Source organism: Sulfitobacter sp. PS-8MA, assembly GCF_040933935.1.
In the GTDB taxonomy this organism is placed as follows: domain Bacteria; phylum Pseudomonadota; class Alphaproteobacteria; order Rhodobacterales; family Rhodobacteraceae; genus Sulfitobacter.
Genome location: NZ_JBFQYJ010000007.1, coordinates 362,817 through 385,118 on the forward strand (window position 1 = coordinate 362,817; position 22,302 = coordinate 385,118).

Sequence of the window (22,302 nt, forward strand, 5' to 3'; positions counted from 1 at the left end):
GACAGGGGTATCGGATGGAACCGGCAGGGGTGACGTTGCGCGATGCGGGGGTGGCGGATCATGACGCTTTGGGGCGGGTGATGTTCGATGCGATCCACCATGGCGCCAGCGCCTATAGCAAGGCGGAGCGGGCCGCCTGGCTCTCCGCGCCGCCGCAGGGGCCGCAGTGGTCGGCCAAGTTGCGCGGGCAGCAGGTGATCCTGGCCGAACGGGCGGGGCAGGTGATCGGTTTTATGATGCGCGAGCGGGGCTATATTGATCTGGCCTTTATCGCCGCCGCAGCGCAGGGGCAGGGTGTCTTCCGCGCGCTTTACCGGCAGGTCGAGCAGGCAGCGATTGCCGCGGGCGAAGGCCGGCTGCATGCCCATGCCAGCCTGATGGCGCGCCCTGCCTTTGAGGCGATGGGCTTTCATGTTATCGCGGCCGAACGCGTCGCACGGTCGGGTGAATATCTGGACCGCTTTGAAATGGAGAAGATACTGACATGACCCCCGAAGAGATCGCCAAACTGCCCTACCGCGCCTGTGTCGGTGTGATGCTCGTCAATGCCGAGGGCCATGTCTTTGTCGGCCAGCGGCGCGACCGGGATCAGGAGGCCTGGCAGATGCCGCAAGGCGGGATCGATCCGGGTGAGACCCCGCGCGAAGCGGCGCTGCGTGAGCTGGAGGAAGAGACCGGCATTCCGCGTGATCTGGTGCGGATCGAGGCCGAGACCGAAGGCTGGCTGCCCTATGATCTGCCGCAGGAACTGGTGCCGAACATCTGGAAGGGCCGCTACCGGGGGCAGGAACAGAAATGGTTCCTCATGCGTTTTCAGGGGCAGGACGACCAAGTCAACATCCAGACGGCCGAGCCTGAATTCTCTGAATGGCGCTGGCTGCCGCCTGAGCATCTTGTCGCCGGGATCGTGCCGTTCAAAAGGGCGGTCTATGCGGCGGTTCTGGAGGAATTCGAGGAGAAGTTATGACACGTTTCATCACCTTCGCCCTGGCCGCGTTCGCGCCGCTTCCTGCCGCGGCCCTGTCCTGCCTGCCGCATTCGGTCGAGGCGACCTATCAACGCGCCGATCAGGCCGAGGAAAGCTATGTGGTGGTGCAAGGTCGGCTGACCTTTGACGCCAGCGCCCTGCCGGACAACGGCACCGGCACGCAAAGCCCGCCTAAGCTGACCCGGGTGCCGGCGCAGATCAGCGGCATGGCCCTGTCCAAGGGCGGGTTTGACGTCCCCTTCGAGCAGCCTTTGACGCTTGAGGTGGCCTGCTACGGCCCCTGGTGCGGGTCGGTTGAGGAAGGCGATGTGCTCGCCTTTGTCGAACGGACCCCGCAGGACGGCTATGTGCTGGAGAGCAACCCTTGCGGCGGGAACCTGTTCACCGCGCCGAAACCGGCGATGATCGATCAGGTGCAAAGCTGTTTCGCGGGCGGGCCCTGCACGCCCGAGCGCTGAGCTAGGCCAGCAGGGGTATCCGGGGCGCGGCATCGCGGGGCAGCAGCCCGGTCAGACGCGGATCGTCGTCGATCTCGATCTGCCGCGCATAGGGCGTGAAGCCTGAGCGTTCGTAAAACCCAAGCGCCTGCGGGCTGTCGTGGGTGCAGGTGTTGAGATGCAGCCGGCTGATCGGTTTCTCCCAAGCCAGCCGGATCGCCTGATTCATCAGATACCGCCCCGCACCGCTGCCGATCAGCTTGGCGGTAAGGCCGAAATAGGCCAATTCGCAATCGCCATCCGGTTTGAAATAAAGCTCCAGCAGCGCTTCATCCGCCCCGTCGCGGGTCAGGGTGTAGAACTGCCGCGCCGGGTCTTTCAGCATCTCTCCCAGCGTCGCATCATCGAGCTTGAGCCGCCCGAACCAGAGCCAGTCCGTGCCGACCCGGCGAAAGATATCGCGGTACCAATCCAGCGTCGGCGTCACTTGGCGAAAGCTCACGCCCTCTGGCGCGTCGAGCGCGCGAACAGGCGGGGGGCTGCGCATTTCAAGATGCGTCACCACCACCGCGAATTTGCCAAGTGGAATGTCGTGAAAACCGTTGCCGGGCATGATCAGACCAGACCTTCGGTCTTGAACAGCGCCATGATGTCCGTCTCGGGCCGCGGCCCGATATGCGATATGACCTCGCCCGCGCAGATATTGCCCATGCGCCCACAGGTTTCCAGATCGCGGCCCGTGGCCAGCCCATAGAGGAACCCGGCAGCGAATTGATCGCCCGCACCGGTGGCATCCACCGGCACAACCTTTCGCACTGGCACGTCGACACGTTCATCGCCCCGCAGCAGCGTCACCCCGTCGCCCGAGCGGGTGCAGACCACCAGCGGGCAGATCTCGGCGGTTTTGGCGATGGCGGTCTCGGTGTCCTCCGTCTCCCACAGGGCGCGGATTTCGGCCTCATTGCCGATGACATAGCCCAGATCGTTCTCGATCAGGTCCAGAAAGTCGGCGCGGTGGCGTTCGACGCAGAAGGGATCGGAAATCGCGATGCCCGCCATGCCGCCGCCCGCCGTGGCCGCCCGCGCGGCTTCGCGAAAGGCGGTTTTACCCGCGTCATGGTCAAAGAGATAGCCTTCGAGGAACATCAGCTTGGCTTTTGACGTGACCTCTTGCGGCACGTCGTCAGAGGTCAGCCCGGTCGAGATGCCCAAGTATGTGTTGAGCGACCGCTCCCCATCCGGCGTGACAAAGATCATGCAGCGCGAGGTCGGGGTCTCGCCCTCGGGAACCGGCGCGTTGACGAAATCAATGCCGATGTCGGTCATCGCTTTGGCATAGAAGCGGCCCAGTTCATCATCGCGCACCCGGCCAATGAAGGCGGTCTTCATCCCAAGCGCCCCCGCGCCTGCGACCGTATTGGCGACCGAGCCGCCGGGGGTTTGCAGACGGTCCTGCATCTTGCCGTAAAGCTCTTCGGCGCGGTCGCGTTCGATCAGCTGCATGATGCCTTTTTCGATGCCGTTCCCGGCAAGGAAAGCGTCATCGGCATGGGAAATCACATCGACGACGGCGTTGCCGATGCCAACCACTTCGTATTGGGTCATTCTGTCTTGTCCTCGTATTGGCATAGGTCACGGATGATACAGGTGCGGCAGAGCGGCTTGCGCGCTTTGCAATGGTAGCGGCCATGCAGGATCAGCCAGTGGTGGGCATGGCGCTGGAAATCGGCGGGGATGTTGTCTTCGATGGCCCGCTCCACGGCGTCCACCGTCTTGCCGGGCGCGATGCCGGTGCGGTTGCCGACGCGGAAGATATGCGTATCCACCGCCTGCGCGGGCTGGCCCCACCACATGTTGAGCACGACATTCGCGGTCTTGCGCCCGACGCCCGGCAGCGATTGCAGGGCGGCGCGGGAATTGGGCACCTCGCCGCCATAGTCATCGACAAGGATCTGGCTCAGCTTGATGACATTCTTGGCCTTTTGACGATAGAGACCAATGGTCTTGATGTGTTCAATCAGCCCGTCGAGGCCAAGATCGAGCATCTTCTGCGGGGTGTCGGCGATCTTGAACAAGTCGCGCGTGGCCTTGTTCACGCCCGCATCGGTGGATTGCGCGCTCAGCGCCACGGCGACCACCAGCGTATAGACGTTGACATGTTCCAGCTCGCCTTTCGGCTCGGGCTCGGCCTCCTGAAAGCGGGCGAAAATCTCGCGGATCGTATGGTAATCAAGTTGGCGTGCCATGGCGTCGGGTATGCGATGAATGGCGCGTCAGGGCAAGCGGGGGCAGGGCGGCCGGGACGATGGCGCAAGAAACGGGTCGCGCGCGGGCCGGGGCGCGGCTAATCTTGAACCATGACAGAGATCACCAGCATATCCCCCGCGCCCGAAGATCAAGGCTACCACTACCATGTGATGCGCCGCGCCATCGCGCTGATCGACGAGGCCGAAGACCCGATGCAGCTCGACCGGATCGCGGGGGAGATGGGCATGTCCTCGGCCCATTTCCAGCGCCTGTTTTCGCGTTGGGTGGGGGTCTCGCCGAAACGCTATCAGCAATATCTGATGCTGGATCAGGCCAAGGTGATGCTGCGCGAGCGTTTCACCACGCTGCGGGCGGCGCATGAATTGGGCCTGTCGGGCAGCGGGCGGTTGCATGACCTGTTCCTGCGGTGGGAGGCGATGAGCCCCGGCGAGTTTGCCCGCAAGGGGGCGGGGCTCACCATCTATTGGGGCTGGTTTGACAGCCCCTTTGGCCCGACCTTGGTGATGGGCACCGACAAGGGGCTCTGCGGCTTGGCGCTTTCCGCTGAAGTCGGGGAGGCGGCGGCGATGGAGGATCTCACCAGCCGCTGGCCGCTGGCGGATTTTGTCGAGAATCCGGAAAGGCTGCGGCCCTGGGTGAGGACCGCCTTTGGCCTGCAGGACGACCCGGACGCGAAAGCCCCGCTCTACCTCATCGGCGCGCCCTTTCAGATCAAGGTCTGGGAGGCGCTGCTGCGCATTCCCTCGGGCCATGTCACCACCTATTCCGAGATCGCCGAAGCGATCGGCAGCCCCCGCGCGGTCCGCGCTGTCGGCACCGCAGTGGGGCGCAACCCGGTCAGCTGGCTGATCCCCTGTCACCGGGCGCTGCGCAAGAGCGGGGCGCTTGGCGGCTACCACTGGGGGCTGCCGGTCAAACGCGCCATGCTGGCCTTTGAATCCGCCCGCGCCGAGGCGTGATTGGGCCGAGTTTGGCGGGATACCGCTGACCTGCAGAAAAGTTTTATGTTCGTGGGAACATGAAGTGCCTATATTGCGTTCACGTCAAGATGCCCCGCCCGAACGGGGCCCGTGAAATATGAAGGCAGTAGACATGATTTCTTCTAAGATGACTTTGGCCGCCGCTCTTGCCGGCGCGATGACACTGGGTGCTTGTACGCAGCCGATGCAGCCGGGCAACGGCGATCCGAACCAGCGGACCAAAAGCGGCGCATTGATCGGCGCGGGCGTCGGGGCCCTTGCCGGTGCGATTTCCGAAGGTGACGGCAAAGGCGCGCTGAAAGGTGCCCTGATCGGTGGCACCATTGGCGCGGGCGTGGGCTATTCGCTGGACAAGCAAGAAGCCGAACTGCGCGCTGCAATGGACAGCCGCGTGGTCATCACCAACACCGGTGACCGGCTGATTGTGACCCTGCCGCAGGACATCCTCTTCGCGACAGACAGCACCAACGTGGCCCCGGCGCTGCGTGACGATCTGGCCGCCCTGGCGCAGAACGTGAATGTTTACCGGAACTCGACCCTGCAGGTTGTCGGCCACACCGACAGCGACGGCGAAGCGGCCTATAACCAGCAGCTCTCCGAGCGTCGGGCACAGGCGGTGGGCAATATCCTGATGTCCAACGGCGTGCCGCAGTCGCGTCTGCGCACCTTTGGCCGGGGCGAAAGCCAGCCGGTGGCGAGCAACCTGAGCGCTGCGGGCAAAGCGCAGAACCGCCGGGTTGAGATCGTGATCCTGCCCAACGCGCGGTAAACCGCGTCGTTCGGCGAAAGCCTGAAACCCCGGCCCTTGGCCGGGGTTTTTCTTTGGGCTCAGAGGTTATCCGTGACCCGAAACCCTTGGGGGATGGTGTCGCGCCCCTCCAGCAAGAGATCAGCCATCACCTGCGCCACTTTCGGGGCCATGCCAAAGCCGATCTTGAAGCCGCCATTGGCGATGAAATGCCCCGGCCTGCGCGGCCATTCCCCCAGCATCGGCGCCCGGCTGCGGCTGCGCGGGCGCAGCCCGGCCCAGCGTTCGATCACCGGGGCATCCCGCAGCGCAGGCACCGCCGCGCGGGCCTTGGCGATCACGGCGTCGAGCTGTTCGTCGGTGCCCTCGGGGCTGTCGAACACCCGCTCGGTCGTGCCGCCAACCGCCACCGTGCCATCCAGATGCGGGATCACATGCACCCCACCCGCGAAAAGCTGCGCCGCCCCGCCCATGTCCAATCGCAACAGCGCCGCCTGACCTTTGATCCCCGCGCCGACCTGCCGGGAATGGCTGGCGTTCATCGCTTCCAGCCCGGCAACCCCGGTGGCCCAGAGGGTCTTACCCCGGTCAGGCGCCTCCGCCACCACCTGCGCCCCCTTGGCCGCCAGTGCTGCGACCAGCGCGGCGCAGGCCTGACGCGGATGGATCAGCGCGCTCAATGTGTCGCGGATCAGCCAGCCGCTGGGGCTTGTGGGGGACCAAGCGCCACCTTCATCGCGGATCACCTCCCACCGCGCATGGCCCTGCCACAACTCCGCTGCCGTCTGCGCCCGCTGCCGGGCCAGTGCGAGGGCCGCGTCATCCGCCACCGGTTGCAAGCGTCCGCTGCGGATATAGCCCGGGGCGGCGCCGCCGGTCTCGGCGACCTCGGTCCAGAAGTCTTCGGCGCAGAGCAGGCTGTCGCGTTGAAAGGCTTTCTTGGGGTTCCAATTTTCCGGCACATGCGGTGCCAGCGCCCCGACGATCCCGCCCGAGGCTCCGGCTGCCGGACCGGCAGGGTCCACCAACTGCACCTTCGCGCCGCGCTGCACCAAGGCCCAAGCCACGGACAGGCCGAAAATCCCGGCGCCTCTTACGGTCACTTCTACCATTGCCATTCCCTGCCAGCTTGCGCAGTGTCGGCGCAAATTCTCACCCTCCCTAGCAGGACGCAGCGTGCCAGACCAGAATGCCCAGATCAGCTGGCGAGACGGCCATGTGCCGGTCTCAACCCGGTTCGATGATCCCTATTTCAGCCTTGAGGACGGTGCCGCGGAAACGGCCTATGTCTTTCTGGCGGGCAATGATCTGCCGCAGCGGTTCCGACCTGGGTTTCACATCGCTGAACTGGGGTTCGGGACCGGGCTGAACCTGTTGCTGGCATGGGATGCCTGGGCACGCGCCGGGATGGAGGGCGCGTTGCAGTTCACCAGTTTCGAAGCCTACCCGATGCGCCCCGAGGATATGGCCCAAGCCCATGCGGCTTTCCCGGCGCTCGACGGGCGGCGCGATGCGCTGACCGAGGCGTGGGATGGGTCGGGCGGCGTGCTGGAGCTTCCCGGGCTGCGCGCCGAGATCATCATCGGCGACGCCCGCGCAACCCTGCCCGCGTGGCAGGGTCAGGCGGATGCCTGGTTCCTTGACGGGTTCTCTCCGGCCAAGAACCCTGAGCTTTGGGGGGAGGCTCTGATGGCTGAGGTCGCAGGTCACACGGCCCCCGGCGGCACCGCGGCGACCTACACGGCCGCCGGTTTCGTGCGCCGGGCGCTGGCAGAGGGCGGTTTCGAGGTGACCCGTATCCCCGGCTATGGCCGCAAACGCCACATGACCCGGGCGCAGATGCCGCTATGAGCACGTTGCACGTCCCGCAGTCCAACAACATCCCGCTGGGCATCATGCTGATGGTGGCCACCACCATGGTCTTCGCAGTGCAAGACGGGCTGTCGCGCCATCTGGCCGAGAATTACAATGTGCTGATGGTGGTGATGATCCGCTATTGGTTCTTTGCGGCATTCGTCATCACCCTTGCGCTGCGCAAGGCCGGCGGCATCCGCAAGGCGGCGGCGACCACGCAGCCGGGGGTGCAGATCCTGCGCGGCGTGTTGCTCTCGGCGCAGATTTGTACGATGGTGCTGGGCTTCACAATCCTGGGGCTGGTGGAAAGCCATGCGGTCTTTACCTGCTACCCGCTGCTGGTGGCCGCGCTCTCTGGTCCGATTCTGGGCGAGAAGGTCGGCTGGCGGCGTTGGGCCGCGATCGGCGTCGGCTTCATCGGCGTGCTGATCATCCTGCAACCGGGCTTTCGGGTGGTCGACCCTGCCGCTGCGATTCCGCTGCTCGGGGCTGCGATGTTCGCGGTCTACGGCCTGCTGACCCGCTATGTTGCGCGGCGCGACAATACGGCAACGAGCTTCTTCTGGACCGGGGTCACCGGGGCGCTGGTGATGACCGCGGTCGGGGTCTGGTTCTGGGAGCCGATGACGCCCGCCAATTGGCTGCTGATGGGGACGCTCTGCATCACCGGGGTGACCGGCCACTGGCTGCTGATCCGCTGCTACGAGGTGGCGGAAGCCAGTGCCGTGCAGCCCTTCGCCTATACCCAGCTGATCTTTACCGTCATCATCGGCCTGTCGATCTTTGGCGAGACGCTGCGCGCCAATGTGCTGATCGGCGCGGGCGTAATCGTGGCGGCGGGGCTGTTCACCCTATGGCGCGAACGCCTTCAGGGTCGATCCGGTTAACTCTTCGCTAAAGGGGATCGGCAGCGGGTCTTTGCCCAAGCGCGCCCGGTAGACGGGCAGGCTTTCGGTCACCCGCATGACGTAGTTCTGGGTCTCGCGGAAGGGGATCATCTCGACCCAATCGACAATGTCGATCTCGCCTTTGCGCGGATCACCATAGGTGCTCATCCAGCGGCGCGGCCGGGTCGGGCCCGCGTTATAGGCCGCCGACATCATCGATACATTGCCGTCAAACAACCCCGCCATCTGCGACAGATAGGTCGCCCCCAGCCGCGCGTTGTAATCCGGGTCGGCGGTCAGACGTTCGGTCGTGTGCAGCTGCGACAGTCCCAGATCCCGCGCCACATCGCGGGCGGTGGCAGGCATGATCTGCATCAAACCCCGGGCGCCGACGCCACTTTGCACCTGCGGGTCAAACTCGCTCTCACGCCGCGCAATGGCGAGGGTCATTTCCGGCGCCATCGGCAGGTCCATCTTTACAAGACTGTGCAGCGGGTAATAGGGCGCGGGGATTTCCAACCCCCGCTGGGCCGCGCGTTTGCCGATCATCACCGCGATATGCGGCTGCTCGACATCAATCGCGGCCTGACCCAAGAGCGCGATGTCTTCCGGCACCAGCTGCTCGGCCAGATGGGTCCAGAAACGCTCGGCCAAAGACAGCTCGCCGGAAGCCTGCAAGAGCAACCCGGCCTCAAACAGCGGCGCCCGCGCCAGCGGAGAGCCCCGCCAATCCTGCGCGGGGGTGGTGCCTTTCAGCTTTTCATCAAAGGCAATCCCGCCCCGTTCGGCAGCCAGCAACCCATAAAAGGAGGTCTGGTATTTAGCCCCCATGGCATAGGCTTTCTGCGCCGCTTCGGCATCGCCCATCGCCTCCAGCGCGCGGCCCTGCCAATAGCCCGCGCGGCCCTGGCTGATCGGCGATTCGACGGCGTTGTCGTGGTTCTGAAAATGGGTCAGCGCGGTTTCGGGATCGTCGAGAAACCGGAGCGCGATATAGCCCGACAGCCATTCAAGGTCGGCGTAATCGGACCCCTCCATCAGGAAATGCTGCGAGGCAAGGCGATAGGCGGTCTTGGCCTCCCCATTGCGCATCTCGTCACGGGCCAGGGAACGGCGGCGGTTGGCCCAGGCCGGGGGCTGCCCCAGGGCCGAAGCCGAGGTCGACCGCGCCAGCATCAACGCCTTGGCGCTGTCGCGCAGCCCCTTGCGCAGGCGCCATTCGAAACGATCATGGGCGAGGCCGGGATCGTCCTTTTGCGCCGCCGGCAGCGCATCAATCTTGACGTTTACGTCACTCTCCAGCTTTTGCAGGGCGATCCGCGTCTCGGCAAGATCACGCTGCGCTTTCGTGACCAGGCCAAACATCTGCCGCGCTTCGGCATGTTCGCGCTGCCAGAGCATCTCTTCCAGCCGCGCCGCGTGATGCGGGGCCAGAAGCCTGCCATGCGCCTCGGTAAAGAGGTCCTGACTGGTCTCGCTCATCGGCATGGTGCGCCATGCCAGCACAAGGTTCGCCTCGGCCTCGCCCGATTGGCCATTGTTGATCAGTGCGGCGGCATGGGCCAGAACGGCGCGCGGGGTCTGCGGGGCCCATTTCTCGAAAAACGCCAGAACATCGGCATCCGGCTGGCCGATCACCGCCTCTTCGGTTTGCTTGCGCAGATAGGCTTCGCCCGGCCAATCGGGGCGCCGGTTCAGGAACTCCTGCGCCTCGGCCAGCGTGCCCCGCCCGGCGCGCAGACGGTGCCATTCCACCACATCCGCCGCAACCGGGCCATCGCGCTCTGCCAGCCGGGCCGCAGCGCCCCATTCGCCCGAGCGCACAGCGTCCATCGCCCATCCCAAGGGGCGCGGACGTTGCGCCTCGGCGGGCACGGTCAGGGCAAAAACAGTCGTCAAGATCGCGAAGAGGCGCGTCATCACTTGCATTTCATACAACTCCGGGGCTAGAGCCATGCAACATATGGCCCTGGCAGCGTTTATCAAACCCGACCTGCCGACAAAGCCTTCATCCAGACCGGTTTCTACCGGCCAGCACAACAAGGAGCGTGCACATGTTCAAAGGCTCTCTGCCTGCCCTCGTCACGCCGTTTCGCAACGGCGCGCTGGATCTGGATACGTTGAAAAAACTTGTCGAATGGCACATCGGCGAAGGCTCAAGCGGGCTGGTCCCCGTCGGCACCACCGGCGAATCCCCGACCCTGAGCCACGGCGAGCATGAAACCGTCGTCGAAGAGGTTGTCAAAGCCGCGCGTGGCCGCATCCCCGTCATCGCGGGTGCCGGGTCGAACAACACGGTCGAAAGCATCCGTTTCGCCCGCCACGCCGAAAAAGTTGGCGCGGACGCGCTGCTGGTGGTGACCCCCTATTACAACAAGCCGACCCAGACCGGGTTGATCGCGCATTTCACCGCCGTGCATGACTGTTGCGAACTGCCGATCGTCATCTACAATATTCCCGGTCGCTCCGTGGTCGATATGCTGCCCGAGACCATGGGCGAACTGGCCAAACTGCCGCGCATTGTCGGGGTCAAAGACGCCACCGGCGATCTGGCCCGCGTCAGCGACCAGCGCATCACCTGCGGCCCGGATTTCTGCCAGCTTTCCGGCGAAGACGCCACCGCCCACGGTTTCAACGCCCAGGGCGGCGTCGGCTGTATTTCCGTCACCGCCAATGTCGCGCCGCGCATGGTGGCCGAGATGCAGACCGCCTGTGCCGAAGGCGACTACGCCAAGGCGCTGGAGCTGCAAGACCGGCTGATGCCGCTGCATAAGGCGATCTTTACCGAGCCGGGTCTGGTGGGGGTCAAATACGCCATGGCGCAGCTTGACCTATGCTCCGACGAAGTGCGGCTGCCGCTGACAGCGCTGACCGACCCGACCAAGGCATTGGTCGACGACGCCCTGCGCCACGCCGGGCTGATGAACTGAGCCTTTGCTCTTATTCGCCTGAAACCCTCGAAAGGGGCGCATGAGGGGGGACGCCCCCTCGTGCCGACGCCCGCGCCCGGCGTCACCTTTTGCCGTAGTAAAGCCCGACCACATGTTCGGCCTGCGCGAAGAACAGCCAGCGCGCTGTCAACACCCCTGCGGCATGGCTCAGCACCGCGAGGGCGGCTGCAAGATGGTGCCAGACCGGCGAGAGCAACAGCAGCAGCGGCAGGACGACCATCAGCGCGAGCGCGATGATCCGCAGCTTCACCGCATGTTTGCGGCCCAGCACATAGACAAACTCCCGCAGCAGGTAATTGCTACCCGTATGCGGCGGCTCAAAGGCGCGAACCCGGCCAATCTCGCCCAGCCCGGTGGCCGTGGCAATATCGGTGCCGGAGCCCGCCAGCGCTTGGTCGCCGCGCCACCAGGTGGCGGCCTGCACGACACCGGCCAGCGCCAGCAGGACCATTGCCGCGGTCACCTGCCCCGCCAGCAGCGCCCCGCCCGCAATGCTGAGCGACAGGAAGTTCGCGGGCGTCCACATGCTGTGCCAGCGCGGGACGGTCTTCATTTGGGTATAGATCATCGCCGTGGTCAGCACCGTCAGCAGCGACAACGCCGCGCCGATCACCCCCAACGGCCACCAGCGCGCGTAAAAGAACACCAGACCCGCGCCATACCCCGCCATGACCAGCAGGGCCGCGACAGAAGCCCAGGCCTCGCGGCTGAGCCAACTGCTCCGCCATTGGGTAAAGGCTTTGAGCGCGCGTTCGGGGTGGCCGAGGTGGAAGGTCGAGGCGATCAGCCCGCCCACGGCCAGCAGATAGGCGAGCGCGAAGAAGACGAAAGCCACCCAGCCGGTGACGGCAGGCAGGCCGAGCCCGAGCCAGGCCAGAAGGCCAAAGCCAAGCCCCGAGAGACTGCTGAAGAGGATCACAGAAGGCGCGGGATGCATCAGAGCTTCTCCAAGGTTCGATCAAGCCAGCCAAGGAACCCTTTTGGCCCGGCGTCGATGGGGGCGAGAAAAGGGGCGAGCACGTCAATCTCGCCGCTCTCCGGGGGCGCTTGCAACTGATCGCGGGGGCGGGGGGGCAGGTATTTATTGACCGGCTTGGTGCCCTGCTCGGGCATCAGGTCCATGCCGCCGCGCGCGGCCACCAACTGGCTCACGGCGCTTTCTGGATCGGCCAGATCGCCGAAATGCCGCGCGCCCGCCGGGCAGGTGCGCACACAGGCAGGCTCGCGGTCTTCTTCGGGCAGGTTCTCGTTGTAGATCCGGTCCACACAGAGGGTGCATTTCTTCATCACACCCGCGGCCTGATCCATCTCGCGCGCGCCATAGGGGCAGGCCCAGGCGCAGAGCCCGCAGCCGATACAGTCGCTTTCATTGACCAGCACGATGCCATCTTCGACACGTTTGTAACTGGCCCCGGTGGGGCAGACGGTGACACAGGGCGCGTCGTCGCAATGCAGGCAGGATTTGGGGAAATGGACAAGCTGCGCGGCGCCGGCCTCGGGTTGGACCTCATAGCTGTGCACGCGGTTCAGGAAAGTGCCCGAGGGGTCCGCCCCATAGGCGTCCTGGTCCGACAGCGGCGCGCCGTAGTTTTCGGTGTTCCAGCCTTTGCAGGAGATCACACAGGCGTGGCAGCCGACGCAGGTGTCGAGGTCGATCACGAGGCCGAGTTTGCGGTCGGTCTGTTGCGGGAGGGTCGTCATGGGTGGCGGTCCTGCGTTGCGAGGGTCGGCTGGGGGCCAGCCCCCGGCCCCCCGAAAGTATGTGCGGCCAGACAGAGAGACAGGGTCATTTGCCGACCTTCCATGCAAGCTCTTTCGGCGGTGGTGGCACCGGGGAATGCTGCGGCGGGATCTGCGGTTTGGCCTCCGCCGGGGCCTCGGTCTTTTCGATCTGGACCTTGAGGTCGAACCAGGCGGCCTGGCCGGTGATCGGGTCAGAATTGGCCCATCGCAGCCCGTCGCCCTTGGGCGGCAGCAGCTCGTGGATCAGATGGTTCAGCAGGAACCCTTTGGTCACCTCCGGCGCGTCTTTTTCGAGCGCCCAGGCGCCTTTGCGTTTGCCGATGGCGTTCCATGTCCAGACCGTTCTGGGGTTGAGCGCGGCCATTTCCATCACCGGCACGGTGATCGCCCCATGCGGCGAGGTGACCCGCGCCCAATCGCCGTCGCGCAGGTCTTTCTCGCGCATGATCGCCGTGGGCAGGTAGAGCGGATTATGGCCGTGCAATTGGCGCAGCCATGCGTTTTGCCCGCCCCAGGAGTGGTACATCGCCATGGGACGTTGGGTCAGCGCGTGGATGGTGTAGTCTTGGGTGCCGTGTGGGTCGCTCTCGTACCAGCTTGGCAGGGGTGTCATGGTCTGTCGGATGCGTTCGCGCAGGTGGTCGGGGGGCTGGCACTCGCCGTGGCCTTCGGCGGCCAGTTGGAAGCGGCGCAGCGGTTCGACGTAGAGCGAGAAGAGATAGGGCTGAGGCGCATCATAGATGCCTATGTCCACCGCCCAATCCTGATAGGCGGCGTTCCACGGCTTGTAGTAATGCGCGCCCTCGGGGATGTGGCTGACGAAAAATCCGCCGTTTTCGATATAGCGGTTGATCTGCCCGGGGTTCACCCCGCCGCGGCCGGCTTTGCTGCCGTCCTTGCCCCGGAACCCGGCCAGCGGGCCGATGCCGGGGCGGCGTTCGTGGTGGGTGATGTAATCGGCATAGTCCTTGTATTTCTGGCTGCCGTCCTCCTTTACGAAACCGGGGAGGTCGAGCTTGGCCCCCAGATCGCAGAGCGCCGATTGAAAGCCGCGCACATCGCGGTTGGGCTCGACCACCGGCCAGCGGATCGCATCGGCGGCGGCATCGGCTTCGCTGATCGGACGGTCGAGCAGCGAGATACAGTCGTGGCGTTCAAGATAGGTCGTGTCGGGCAGGATCAGGTCGGCATAGGCGACCATCTCTGAAGAATAGGCGTCAGAGTAGATGATGCGCGGGATCACATAGTCGCCGTTCTCGTCCGTGTCGGTCAGCATCTCCATCACCCCGCCAGGGTTCATCGAGGAGTTCCACGACATATTGGCCATATACATAAACAGCGTGTCGATCTTGTAGGGATCGCCCGCATGGGCATTGCTGATCACCATATGCATCAAGCCATGGGCCGACATCGGGTTTTCCCAAGTAAACGCCTTGTCGATCCGCGACGGGCTGCCGTCTGCTTTCAGTGCCAGATCCTCGGGGCCCTGCACGAAGCCCAGGTGCGGCCCGTCAAGCGGCGCATCGGGGGTGGCTTTGCAATGCGGTTTCGGATGCGCCGTGGCGGGCTTGGGGTAGGGCGGTTTGAAGCGGAAGCCGCCGGGCACTTCGACGGTGCCGAGGATGATTTGCAGCACGTGCAGCGCGCGGCAGGTCTGGAAGCCATTGGCATGGGCCGAGATGCCGCGCATGGCGTGGAAGGAAACCGGGCGGCCAGTCATCGTCTTGTGATGTTCGCCCCGAAAGTCGGTCCATGGGTGGTCAAGCTCAAAGGCTTCGTCAAAGGCGACGCGTGCCAGTTCACTGGCGATGGCGCGGATGCGCGGGGCGGGGATGCCGCAACGCTCGGCCACGGCCTCGGGGCTATAGTCTTCGCCGAGGTATTCTTCGGCCATTTGGTGAAAGACCGGGCGGTGGGTCACGCCGGCGCTGCGGTAGGTGGCGGCGAGGTCGGGGCGCACGCCGGGCTGGTCGAAGGCGGTGAGCTTGCCGCTGTTGCGGTCGATCACCAGCGCCTTGCCGTCTGCGTCGCGCAGTTGCAGCCCGTAGTCGGGCGACTTCGGGTCGCCGTTCAGCAGCACCGGCGCGTCGGTATAGCGGGCGAGGTACTCGAGATCGATGCGCCCGGCCTTCATCAGACAGTGGATCAGCGACAGGATGAACAGCCCGTCGGTGCCCGGCGTGATGCCGACCCAATCATCGGCAATGGCGTTATAGCCGGTGCGAATGGGGTTCACCCCGATCACCCGCGCGCCGCGTTTTTTCAGCTTGCCGAGGCCCATTTTGATCGGGTTGCTGTCATGGTCCTCGGCCACGCCGAAAAGCATGAAGAGCTTGGTGTGGTCCCAATCGGGCTGGCCGAACTCCCAAAAGGCGCCGCCCATCGTATAGATGCCAGCGGTGGCCATATTGACCGAGCAAAACCCGCCATGGGCCGCGTAATTGGGGGTGCCGAATTGCTGCGCCCAGTAGGAGGTGAAGCTCTGCGACTGGTCGCGCCCGGTGAAAAAGGCAAGCTTTTCCGGCGCTTCGCGGCGCAGCGGCGCGAGCCAATCGGTGGCGATCTGCAGCGCTTCCGCCCAGCTGATCGCCTCGAACTCGCCAGAGCCCCGCGGGCCCACGCGTTTCATCGGGTTGCGCAGGCGGGCGGGGGAATTGTGCTGCATGATCCCGGCCGAGCCCTTGGCGCAGAGCACGCCGCGGTTGACCGGGTGATCGCGGTTGCCTTCGATATAGGCGACCTTGCCCTTTTTCATATGCACATTGATGCCGCAGCGGCAGGCGCACATGTAGCAGGTGGTCTTGCGAACCTCGTCCGAGACCTTGGGCGACAGATCGAGCGGTGGCTGGGGGTGCGTCATGAGAGGGCGGGTCTTTCAGCAGGCTGCGCTTGGCGCGCGGTAGGTTTCTCTTCGGCGGCGGGGGTGATCCTGTTGGGAATATTTCCCGCTCCGCGATGGTTTGCAAGAACCTTTTCCCTTATCCCCCAATCGTTTTCGCGCAGACGGTCCGTTTTGTGGTCCGGCGTAGGCCAGAGGCTCGGCCAGACCACCGTCACAGAGCGTTCCTTGGCTCAGACCCGTTGCGGGCGCATGTCATCGCGGTTGATCCCGGCGACAGAGACGGGCTTTTTCATCGCGTCGCGGCGGAAGGGCTCGCCCAGTTCCTGATTGAGCAGCACTTCGATAAAGGTGGTCTTGCCTTCGTTCATCTGCGCTTTGACCGCGCGGTCGAGCGCCTCGGTCAGCGCCTCCATCGACGCGACCTGCACCCCTTCGACACCGCAGGCCTGCGCGATCCCGGCATAGCTTACCTCCTGCGCGAGTTCGGTGCCGACGAAATTGTCGTCGAACCAGAGCGTCGTGTTCCGCTTCTCGGCGCCCCATTGGTAGTTGCGGAAGATTACCATGGTCACGGCGGGCCAATCCTCGCGGCTGACGCTGACCATGTCGTTCATGGAAATGCCAAAGGCGCCGTCGCCGGCAAAGCCCACCACCGGAGTGTCGGGGCAGGCGATTTTCGCGCCGCAGATTGCCGGGAAGCCGTAGCCGCAGGGGCCGAAGAGGCCGGGGGCGAGGTATTTGCGGCCTGCCTCGAATGTCGGGTAGGCATTGCCGATGGCGCAGTTGTTGCCGATGTCGGAGCTGATGATCGCCTCTTTCGGCAGCGCTTTCTGGATCGCGCGCCATGCCATGCGGGGCGACATCTTTTCCGGCTCGCGGTCGCGGGCGCGTGCGTTCCATGTGGTGCCGGGGTCGTCGTCTTCGTGGTCCATCGAGGTCAGTTCCTGCGCCCAGGCGGATTTGGTCTGGGCGATCAGATTGCGGCGTTCCTCGCGGCCCGTGTCTCCGGCGCTGTCGCCAAGGTGGTCGAGGAGGCTGCGTGCCACCTTGCCCGCATCCCCAATGATGCCGACGCTCACCGCTTTGGTCAGGCCGATGCGGTCGGGGTTGATGTCGACCTGAATGATCTTGGCCTTCTTCGGCCAATAGTCGATGCCATAGCCCGGCAGGGTCGAGAAGGGGTTCAGCCGCGTGCCGAGCGCCAGCACCACATCGGCCTTGGCGATCAACTCCATCGCCGCCTTCGAGCCGTTGTAGCCCAGTGGCCCCACGGACAGCGGGTGCGAGCCGGGGAAGGCGTCATTGTGCTGGTAGCCGCAGCAGACCGGCGCGTCGAGCCGCTCGGCCAGTTGACGCGAATCGTCAATCGCGCCGCCGATCACCACACCCGCGCCGTTCAGGATCACCGGGAAGGACGCGTTCGAGAGTAGTTCCGCCGCCTCGGCAATGGCCGCCTCGCCACCCGAGGGGCGTTCAAATTCCACGATGGCGGGTAGGTCGATGTCGATGACCTGCGTCCAGAAATCGCGCGGCACGTTGATCTGGGCGGGGGCAGAGTGGCGCTTGGCCTGAAGGATCACGCGGTTCAGCGTCTCGGCGATGCGCGAGGGGTCGCGGACCTCTTCCTGATAGGCGACCATGTCGCGGAACAGCGCCATCTGCTCGACCTCCTGAAAACCGCCCTGACCGATGGTCTTGTTCGCCGCCTGCGGGGTCACCAGCAAAAGCGGCGTGTGGTTCCAATAGGCGGTTTTCACCGGCGTCACGAAATTTGTGATCCCCGGCCCGTTCTGCGCCACCATCATCGACATCCGCCCCGAGGCGCGGGTGAACCCATCGGCCATCATGCCCGAATTGCCCTCATGCGCGCCGTCGTAGAAGGTGATCCCGGCAGCCGGGAAGAGATCGGAGATCGGCATCATGGCCGAGCCGATAATGCCAAAGGCCGTGTCGATCCCATGCATTTGCAGGGTTTTGACGAAGGCTTCCTCGGTGGTCATTTTCATGGGGGTGGTCCTTTGGACGAAGGGGGGGGCAATTTTGGCGCAGACTAGGCGGGGTTCTACCACGGCGTTAGGGCCAGATGCGACGCCGGCTTAGGGCCAGATCAGGCCAATCTGGCGATCTCTTCGGCGATCAGTTCGACCCCTTCGGCGATCCGCGCGCTTGGGATCGAGGAGTAGGCCAAACGGTAGTAATTCGTGGCCCGATCGGCGCCGGTGAAAAACGCATGGCCGGGTTCGATCAACACGTCGCGGGCGCGCAGGTTCTCGGCCAGGACCGCGCTGTCCACCGTCTTTGGCGCGCGCATCCAAAAGGATGATCCCCCATAGGCACCGCGTCCGGACACCCCGAGATCATGGGTCTCCAGCGCGGATTCCATTACGCGGCGACGCTCATGCAGTGCGCCCCCCATGCGCCGCACCAGCGCGTCGTAATGGCCCAGCGACAGGAAATAGGCCGCGGTGCGCTGGATATGGCCGGGCGGGTGGCGCAGCACGCTGGTGCGCAGGGCACGGGCCTCGCGGATGAAAGGCTCAGACCCGACCAGATAGCCCAGCCGCAGCCCCGGGAAGAGCGATTTGGAGAAACTGCCGACATAGATCACCCGCCCTTCGTCATCGAGCGATTTCAACGCGGGCGAAGGCGGCTTGAGAAAGGACATCTCAAACTCGTAGTCATCCTCTACGATCAGCGCCTCCAGTTCCCTTGCGCGGGCCAGCAGCGCGCGGCGTCGGTCCATCGGCATGGTGGCATTGGTCGGACATTGGTGGCTGGGAGTGGTGAAAATCACATCCGTATCCGGCGGGATCGCCTCGGGCGGGAGGCCGTCTTGGTCCACCTGCACCGGGGCGATATGGCAGCGCGACTGGCTCAGGATACCGCTGAGCGCCGGGTAGCAGGGGTCTTCCAGCACGGCGCGGCGGCGTTGGGTCAGCAGGACCTGCGCGGTCAGCCAAAGCGCGTTCTGCGCGCCCATGGTGATGAGGATTTGCTCGGGTCGCGCAGAGACCCCGCGCCGGGGCAGGATGTGGCGGGCGATGAATTCCACCAGCTGCGGGTCGTCCTGATCGTAGTAATCCGTGGTCATCGAGGTAAAGTCGCGCTGGCCCAGAGCTTGCAGCGCGCAGAGCCGCCAATTCGTATGGTCGAAAAGCGCCGGATCGGCCTGCCCGTAGATGAAGGGATAGCGATAGCTGGCCCAGTTCTGGGGTTTGGCCGGCAGGGCGTTGTTGCTGAACCGCTGGCCAATGGCGCGGGTCCAGTCGATGGCGTCATCGCTGTGGACCTTGGGCGCAAAGGCGGGCGGCGCGGGGGCGTTGTCCGAGACGAAATAGCCCGAGCGCCCGCGCGAGGTGAGGTAGTCATTCGCCAGAAGCTCGGTATAGGCGATGGTCACGGTGATGCGGCTGACGCCCAGATGCGCGGCGAGTTTGCGGGTCGAGGGTAGCTTCTCCCCGCGCTGATAGCGCCCGGCGAGGATGCCTTGGGCGATCATCTGCTGGATCTGCTGTTGCAGCGTGCCTTGGGCGTCAGGGCGCAGAAAGAAGGTTTCGACGGGGAGGGCCATGGGTGTGAGCTTAGGCTGGACTTAGCGGGCGCGCAATCTGGCATTATCGCCTGTGGCGCGGCGCGGCGGGTCGCACTTCCGTTCCCGACGGCTCTCGCTTAGAAATGGCACATGACAATTTCAGCCCAGGATATCTTGATTGCAGTGGACGGTGGCGGCACCGGCTGCCGCGCGGCGGTTGGCACTGCCGCGGGTATCTTAGGCCGGGCCGAAGGCGGGCGGGCGAATATCGGCACGGACCCGGCGCAAACGCTGATCAACCTGCGCATGGCAGTGGAAGCGGCAGCCGCCGCCGCGGGCCTGCCGCTGGACGCGCTCGCGGGGGCCACGGCCTATATCGGCCTTGCTGGCATGAACCCCGCGCGGGATGCGGCCCGGTTGCAGGACGCGCTGCCCTACCGTCGGATCATCGCCGATGATGACCGCCCGGCCTGTGTGCGCGGCGCTTTGGGCGCGGGTGTCGCGGGCTGGGTGCTGGCGATCGGGACCGGCACGATCATCGCCGCCACGGATGGCGTGACCTGTCGCTATGTCGGGGGCTGGGGGTTTCATCTGGCCGACCAAGGCTCCGGCGCATGGCTGGGGCGGGCGGCGCTGGACCGGGCGCTGCAATGCCATGACGGGCTTTTGCCGCATAGCGATCTGACCCGCGGTCTGCTGCGCCATTTCGGCGAGGACCCTTTTGCCGTCACCGCGTTCAGCCTGACCGCCCAGCCGGGCGATTACGCGGCTTTCGCGCCCGAGGTTCTTCGGGCCGCCCGCCGGTCAGACCCATTGGCGACCGCATTGATGCAGGAGGGGGCGGCCTATTGCTGCCGCGGGCTTAGGGCCTTGGGGTTCACCCCCGGGGACCGGCTCTGTCTGTTGGGTGGTATCGGGCCGCATTACGCCGGGTTTCTGCCCTCGGATCACCTTTCCGGCCTGGTGGCCCCGCAGGGCACGGCGCTGGACGGGGCGCTTGAACTGGCCCGCCGCGCGGTAGCTGAGGAAGCGCTGACATGAGCGAGATTATCAAGATCTTCACCGGCGCGGATGTGCATGACGGGCAGCGGCTGCATGACGGGGCCGCGCTTGCGCTGCTGCAAGACGGTCGCCGCCGCATCCTTGCGCCGCAGGATGTGCCACAGGGCTGCGAGACAGAGGTCTTGGAGGGCGGCGTGCTGACACCCGGTTTCGTCGATCTTCAGGTCAATGGCGGCGGCGGGGTGATGTTGAACGCGGCGCCGGATGGGGCCAGCCTGCGCCGCATGGCCATGGCCCACCGCGCCACCGGGGTCGCGGGGTTTCTGCCGACGCTGATTACCGACAGGCCCGAGGTCACCGCCGCCGCGATTGATGCCGTGGCGCAGGCGGTGGCCGATGCGGTGCCGGGGATCATCGGGCTGCATCTTGAGGGGCCGCATCTCTCCGTCGCGCGCAAAGGGGCGCATGACGCGGCGCTGATCCGCCCGATGGAGAGCGCGGACATCGATCTGATCCTGCAGGCCGCGGCGCGCCTGCCCAATCTCATGGTCACGGTTGCGCCGGAAACGGTGACCCGCGCGCAGATCAGCGCCATGGCGCAGGCGGGGGTGATCGTATCCCTGGGCCATAGCGATGCCGACTACGAGACCTGTATCGCGGCCTTTGACGCCGGGGCGCGCTGCGTGACGCATCTGTTCAACGCGATGAGCCAGATGGGCAACCGCGCGCCGGGTCTGGTGGGGGCGGCGCTGGCGCGGGCGGATGTGCAGGCGGGGCTGATCGCGGATGGGATTCACGTCCACCCGGCCTCGATGCGCAATGCGCTGGCGGCCAAGGGGGCGGGGATCTTCCTTGTCAGCGATGCCATGGCAACCGCCGGGTCGGATATTCAGAGCTTTTCGCTCAATGGGCGCGCGGTTTACCGCAGTGAAGGCCGGTTGACCTTGGCGGATGGGACGCTGGCGGGGGCGGATCTGGAAATGGGCCACGCAGTGCGGACTTTGGTGGGCTCGGCCGATGTGCCGCTGGCGCAGGCTCTGGCCATGGCGACCTCGGGGCCGGCGGCCTTGTTGCGAAAAAAGGGCGGGCTGGGGCAGATCGAAACGCCGGGGGTGCTGCTGCACTATTACCCCGAGAGCGGCACATCCCGCCTCTTGGCCTAGCCCGCGATCCACCGCCAGAAGAACACCGCGCTCATCCCGAAACCGATGGCCGCGATCAACCAGCGCACCACTTCCTTGGGCAGCGCCCGCGCCAGCGGGGCGCCAGCATAGCCGCCTGCGGTGGCCGAGAGCATCATCAAAAGCGCCTGCGGCCAAGCCACCAGCCCGGCCAAAGCAAAGATCGCGACCGAGATTGCCGATAAGGCAAAGCTAAGCCCGTTTTTCAGCCCGTTCATCCCCAGCAGATCGGTCATCCCCCAAAGCGCGAAAAGCGCCAGCAGGACGATCCCCAAGCCGCCGTTGAAATAGCCGCCATAGACGCTGACCGCGAAAAGCCCGAGCGCCCCTTCGGGCGTGACGGCGCGGGCATGGGCGGCGGCAAAGGCGCGGATGCGTTCGCCCAGCAGGAACGCCAGCGTGGCGGCCAGCAGCAGGAAAGGCACCACAGCGGCAAAAGCCTCATTTGACGAGATCAGCAGCAGGCCCGACCCGACCGCACCGCCCGCCAGCGTAATCAGGCAGAGCCGGATCAGCCGCCCGCGTTTGATCCCGGCAAGCTCGCGCCGGAACCCAAACGCCCCGGCCAGATAGCCGGGAAAGATCGCAACCGCGCTGGTGGCATTGGCGGCCACCGGGGGGATGCCGGTAAAGACCAGCGCCGGGAAGGTCAGGAATGTCCCGCCGCCCGCGATGGTGTTCAAAACGCCGGCGCCAAAAGCCGCCAGCAATAGAACTGCGATATCCGTGAATGCCATGCCCGTCACTGATCCCCCCTCACTGCGCCTGTTTTGACGCTTCCACTCCTGTTAGGGGCAAAGGCTGAGACTTCCAAGATGGGGCGGCGAAAAGAAAAGGCCCCGACCGAAAGGTCGAGGCCGGATACGCGGTTTCGCGTTAATTCAGCCGC

The 22,302-nt window shown here is 65.2% G+C and carries 21 protein-coding genes; 10 read left to right on the forward strand and 11 right to left on the reverse strand.

Annotated elements, in window-relative coordinates; translation table 11 throughout:
* The first annotated feature begins 14 nt into the window (after positions 1-14).
* Genes AB4M76_RS15120 through AB4M76_RS15130 form a run of 3 tightly spaced genes read left to right on the forward strand, consistent with a single transcriptional unit; the run spans position 15 to position 1,446 of the window.
* Entirely contained in the window at positions 15-488 is a 474-nt protein-coding gene (locus AB4M76_RS15120; protein WP_368442829.1) for a GNAT family N-acetyltransferase, read from the forward strand.
* A complete protein-coding gene (locus AB4M76_RS15125; protein ID WP_368442830.1) occupies positions 485-967 on the forward strand; it encodes an RNA pyrophosphohydrolase in 483 nt (160 codons plus the stop codon). The genes AB4M76_RS15120 and AB4M76_RS15125 overlap by 4 nt, the downstream gene beginning before the upstream one ends.
* Complete coding sequence (locus AB4M76_RS15130; protein ID WP_368442831.1) at positions 964-1,446, forward strand: hypothetical protein; 483 nt, start codon at positions 964-966, stop codon at positions 1,444-1,446. The genes AB4M76_RS15125 and AB4M76_RS15130 overlap by 4 nt, the downstream gene beginning before the upstream one ends.
* A gap of 1 nt (position 1,447) precedes the next feature.
* On the opposite strand, the gene AB4M76_RS15135 is transcribed toward AB4M76_RS15130, so the two are convergent.
* The 3 genes from AB4M76_RS15135 to nth are packed head-to-tail and all read right to left on the reverse strand — an operon-like array spanning position 1,448 to position 3,671.
* Positions 1,448-2,038, reverse strand: coding sequence for a GNAT family N-acetyltransferase (locus AB4M76_RS15135; RefSeq protein WP_368442832.1), 591 nt, complete (start codon positions 2,036-2,038; stop codon positions 1,448-1,450).
* A 2-nt stretch (positions 2,039-2,040) separates the two neighbouring features.
* Positions 2,041-3,030 carry an adenosine kinase gene (locus AB4M76_RS15140; protein ID WP_368442833.1) on the reverse strand — a complete coding sequence of 330 codons (990 nt, stop codon included), beginning with the start codon at positions 3,028-3,030 and terminating at the stop codon, positions 2,041-2,043.
* Complete coding sequence (gene nth, locus AB4M76_RS15145) at positions 3,027-3,671, reverse strand: endonuclease III (RefSeq protein WP_368442834.1); 645 nt, start codon at positions 3,669-3,671, stop codon at positions 3,027-3,029. Before nth ends, AB4M76_RS15140 begins: the two co-directional genes overlap by 4 nt.
* Before the next feature lie 111 nt (positions 3,672-3,782).
* Here nth and AB4M76_RS15150 point away from each other — a divergent pair, with 111 nt between their 5' ends.
* Together AB4M76_RS15150 and AB4M76_RS15155 are read left to right on the forward strand one after the other, a co-directional pair.
* Complete coding sequence (locus AB4M76_RS15150) at positions 3,783-4,652, forward strand: methylated-DNA--[protein]-cysteine S-methyltransferase (protein ID WP_368442835.1); 870 nt, start codon at positions 3,783-3,785, stop codon at positions 4,650-4,652.
* Positions 4,653-4,785: 133 nt separating this feature from the next.
* Positions 4,786-5,442 (forward strand): OmpA family protein, encoded by a 657-nt coding sequence (locus AB4M76_RS15155; RefSeq protein WP_368442836.1) that lies wholly within the window; start codon positions 4,786-4,788, stop codon positions 5,440-5,442.
* Between the two features lie 59 nt (positions 5,443-5,501).
* Here AB4M76_RS15155 and AB4M76_RS15160 read toward each other — a convergent pair whose 3' ends face one another.
* The gene (locus AB4M76_RS15160; protein ID WP_368442837.1) at positions 5,502-6,539 is read right to left on the reverse strand and encodes an NAD(P)/FAD-dependent oxidoreductase; all 1,038 of its coding nucleotides are present in this window, start codon (positions 6,537-6,539) and stop codon (positions 5,502-5,504) included.
* A 58-nt stretch (positions 6,540-6,597) separates the two neighbouring features.
* Here AB4M76_RS15160 and mnmD point away from each other — a divergent pair, with 58 nt between their 5' ends.
* Together mnmD and AB4M76_RS15170 are read left to right on the forward strand one after the other, a co-directional pair.
* A complete protein-coding gene (gene mnmD, locus AB4M76_RS15165) occupies positions 6,598-7,272 on the forward strand; it encodes a tRNA (5-methylaminomethyl-2-thiouridine)(34)-methyltransferase MnmD (protein WP_368442838.1) in 675 nt (224 codons plus the stop codon).
* Positions 7,269-8,162 (forward strand): DMT family transporter, encoded by an 894-nt coding sequence (locus AB4M76_RS15170; protein WP_368442839.1) that lies wholly within the window; start codon positions 7,269-7,271, stop codon positions 8,160-8,162. Before mnmD ends, AB4M76_RS15170 begins: the two co-directional genes overlap by 4 nt.
* Here AB4M76_RS15170 and AB4M76_RS15175 read toward each other — a convergent pair.
* Positions 8,127-10,091 carry a lytic transglycosylase domain-containing protein gene (locus AB4M76_RS15175; RefSeq protein ID WP_368442840.1) on the reverse strand — a complete coding sequence of 655 codons (1,965 nt, stop codon included), beginning with the start codon at positions 10,089-10,091 and terminating at the stop codon, positions 8,127-8,129. The genes AB4M76_RS15170 and AB4M76_RS15175 overlap by 36 nt on opposite strands.
* A gap of 125 nt (positions 10,092-10,216) precedes the next feature.
* Here AB4M76_RS15175 and dapA point away from each other — a divergent pair, with 125 nt between their 5' ends.
* Complete coding sequence (gene dapA, locus AB4M76_RS15180; protein WP_368442841.1) at positions 10,217-11,092, forward strand: 4-hydroxy-tetrahydrodipicolinate synthase; 876 nt, start codon at positions 10,217-10,219, stop codon at positions 11,090-11,092.
* Between the two features lie 82 nt (positions 11,093-11,174).
* Here the strand turns inward: dapA and AB4M76_RS15185 are convergent, their stop codons facing one another.
* From AB4M76_RS15185 to AB4M76_RS15205, 5 genes are all read right to left on the reverse strand, one after another.
* Positions 11,175-12,050 (reverse strand): dimethyl sulfoxide reductase anchor subunit family protein, encoded by an 876-nt coding sequence (locus AB4M76_RS15185; protein ID WP_368442842.1) that lies wholly within the window; start codon positions 12,048-12,050, stop codon positions 11,175-11,177.
* Positions 12,050-12,814: a 4Fe-4S dicluster domain-containing protein gene (locus tag AB4M76_RS15190; RefSeq protein WP_368442843.1), complete on the reverse strand. Its 765-nt coding sequence runs from the start codon at positions 12,812-12,814 to the stop codon at positions 12,050-12,052. The genes AB4M76_RS15185 and AB4M76_RS15190 overlap by 1 nt, the downstream gene beginning before the upstream one ends.
* An 85-nt stretch (positions 12,815-12,899) precedes the next feature.
* Positions 12,900-15,716, reverse strand: a complete 2,817-nt coding sequence (locus AB4M76_RS15195) for a molybdopterin oxidoreductase family protein (RefSeq protein ID WP_368442844.1) — start codon at positions 15,714-15,716, stop codon at positions 12,900-12,902.
* 212 nt (positions 15,717-15,928) lie between these two features.
* Positions 15,929-17,704 (reverse strand): sulfoacetaldehyde acetyltransferase, encoded by a 1,776-nt coding sequence (gene xsc / locus AB4M76_RS15200; RefSeq protein ID WP_368442845.1) that lies wholly within the window; start codon positions 17,702-17,704, stop codon positions 15,929-15,931.
* 101 nt (positions 17,705-17,805) lie between these two features.
* Positions 17,806-19,269, reverse strand: a complete 1,464-nt coding sequence (locus tag AB4M76_RS15205) for a PLP-dependent aminotransferase family protein (RefSeq protein ID WP_368442846.1) — start codon at positions 19,267-19,269, stop codon at positions 17,806-17,808.
* Positions 19,270-19,380: 111 nt separating this feature from the next.
* Between AB4M76_RS15205 and AB4M76_RS15210 the strand changes: the two genes are divergently transcribed.
* The gene (locus tag AB4M76_RS15210) at positions 19,381-20,271 is read left to right on the forward strand and encodes a BadF/BadG/BcrA/BcrD ATPase family protein (protein WP_368442847.1); all 891 of its coding nucleotides are present in this window, start codon (positions 19,381-19,383) and stop codon (positions 20,269-20,271) included.
* Positions 20,268-21,395: an N-acetylglucosamine-6-phosphate deacetylase gene (gene nagA / locus AB4M76_RS15215; protein WP_368442848.1), complete on the forward strand. Its 1,128-nt coding sequence runs from the start codon at positions 20,268-20,270 to the stop codon at positions 21,393-21,395. The genes AB4M76_RS15210 and nagA overlap by 4 nt, the downstream gene beginning before the upstream one ends.
* On the opposite strand, the gene AB4M76_RS15220 is transcribed toward nagA, so the two are convergent.
* Positions 21,392-22,150 (reverse strand): sulfite exporter TauE/SafE family protein, encoded by a 759-nt coding sequence (locus AB4M76_RS15220; RefSeq protein WP_368442849.1) that lies wholly within the window; start codon positions 22,148-22,150, stop codon positions 21,392-21,394. The two genes, nagA and AB4M76_RS15220, sit on opposite strands and share 4 nt — an antisense overlap.
* Positions 22,151-22,302: the final 152 nt, after the last annotated feature.

Coding starts and splice junctions, on each gene's coding strand:
- AB4M76_RS15120 (WP_368442829.1), top strand. CDS start 15: ATGGAACCGGCAGGGGTGACGTTGCGCGATGCGGGGGTGGCGGATCAT.
- AB4M76_RS15125 (WP_368442830.1), top strand. CDS start 485: ATGACCCCCGAAGAGATCGCCAAACTGCCCTACCGCGCCTGTGTCGGT.
- AB4M76_RS15130 (WP_368442831.1), top strand. CDS start 964: ATGACACGTTTCATCACCTTCGCCCTGGCCGCGTTCGCGCCGCTTCCT.
- AB4M76_RS15135 (WP_368442832.1), bottom strand. CDS start 2,038: ATGCCCGGCAACGGTTTTCACGACATTCCACTTGGCAAATTCGCGGTG.
- AB4M76_RS15140 (WP_368442833.1), bottom strand. CDS start 3,030: ATGACCCAATACGAAGTGGTTGGCATCGGCAACGCCGTCGTCGATGTG.
- nth (WP_368442834.1), bottom strand. CDS start 3,671: ATGGCACGCCAACTTGATTACCATACGATCCGCGAGATTTTCGCCCGC.
- AB4M76_RS15150 (WP_368442835.1), top strand. CDS start 3,783: ATGACAGAGATCACCAGCATATCCCCCGCGCCCGAAGATCAAGGCTAC.
- AB4M76_RS15155 (WP_368442836.1), top strand. CDS start 4,786: ATGATTTCTTCTAAGATGACTTTGGCCGCCGCTCTTGCCGGCGCGATG.
- AB4M76_RS15160 (WP_368442837.1), bottom strand. CDS start 6,539: ATGGCAATGGTAGAAGTGACCGTAAGAGGCGCCGGGATTTTCGGCCTG.
- AB4M76_RS15170 (WP_368442839.1), top strand. CDS start 7,269: ATGAGCACGTTGCACGTCCCGCAGTCCAACAACATCCCGCTGGGCATC.
- AB4M76_RS15175 (WP_368442840.1), bottom strand. CDS start 10,091: ATGCAAGTGATGACGCGCCTCTTCGCGATCTTGACGACTGTTTTTGCC.
- dapA (WP_368442841.1), top strand. CDS start 10,217: ATGTTCAAAGGCTCTCTGCCTGCCCTCGTCACGCCGTTTCGCAACGGC.
- AB4M76_RS15185 (WP_368442842.1), bottom strand. CDS start 12,050: ATGCATCCCGCGCCTTCTGTGATCCTCTTCAGCAGTCTCTCGGGGCTT.
- AB4M76_RS15190 (WP_368442843.1), bottom strand. CDS start 12,814: ATGACGACCCTCCCGCAACAGACCGACCGCAAACTCGGCCTCGTGATC.
- AB4M76_RS15195 (WP_368442844.1), bottom strand. CDS start 15,716: ATGACGCACCCCCAGCCACCGCTCGATCTGTCGCCCAAGGTCTCGGAC.
- xsc (WP_368442845.1), bottom strand. CDS start 17,704: ATGAAAATGACCACCGAGGAAGCCTTCGTCAAAACCCTGCAAATGCAT.
- AB4M76_RS15205 (WP_368442846.1), bottom strand. CDS start 19,269: ATGGCCCTCCCCGTCGAAACCTTCTTTCTGCGCCCTGACGCCCAAGGC.
- AB4M76_RS15210 (WP_368442847.1), top strand. CDS start 19,381: ATGACAATTTCAGCCCAGGATATCTTGATTGCAGTGGACGGTGGCGGC.
- nagA (WP_368442848.1), top strand. CDS start 20,268: ATGAGCGAGATTATCAAGATCTTCACCGGCGCGGATGTGCATGACGGG.
- AB4M76_RS15220 (WP_368442849.1), bottom strand. CDS start 22,150: ATGGCATTCACGGATATCGCAGTTCTATTGCTGGCGGCTTTTGGCGCC.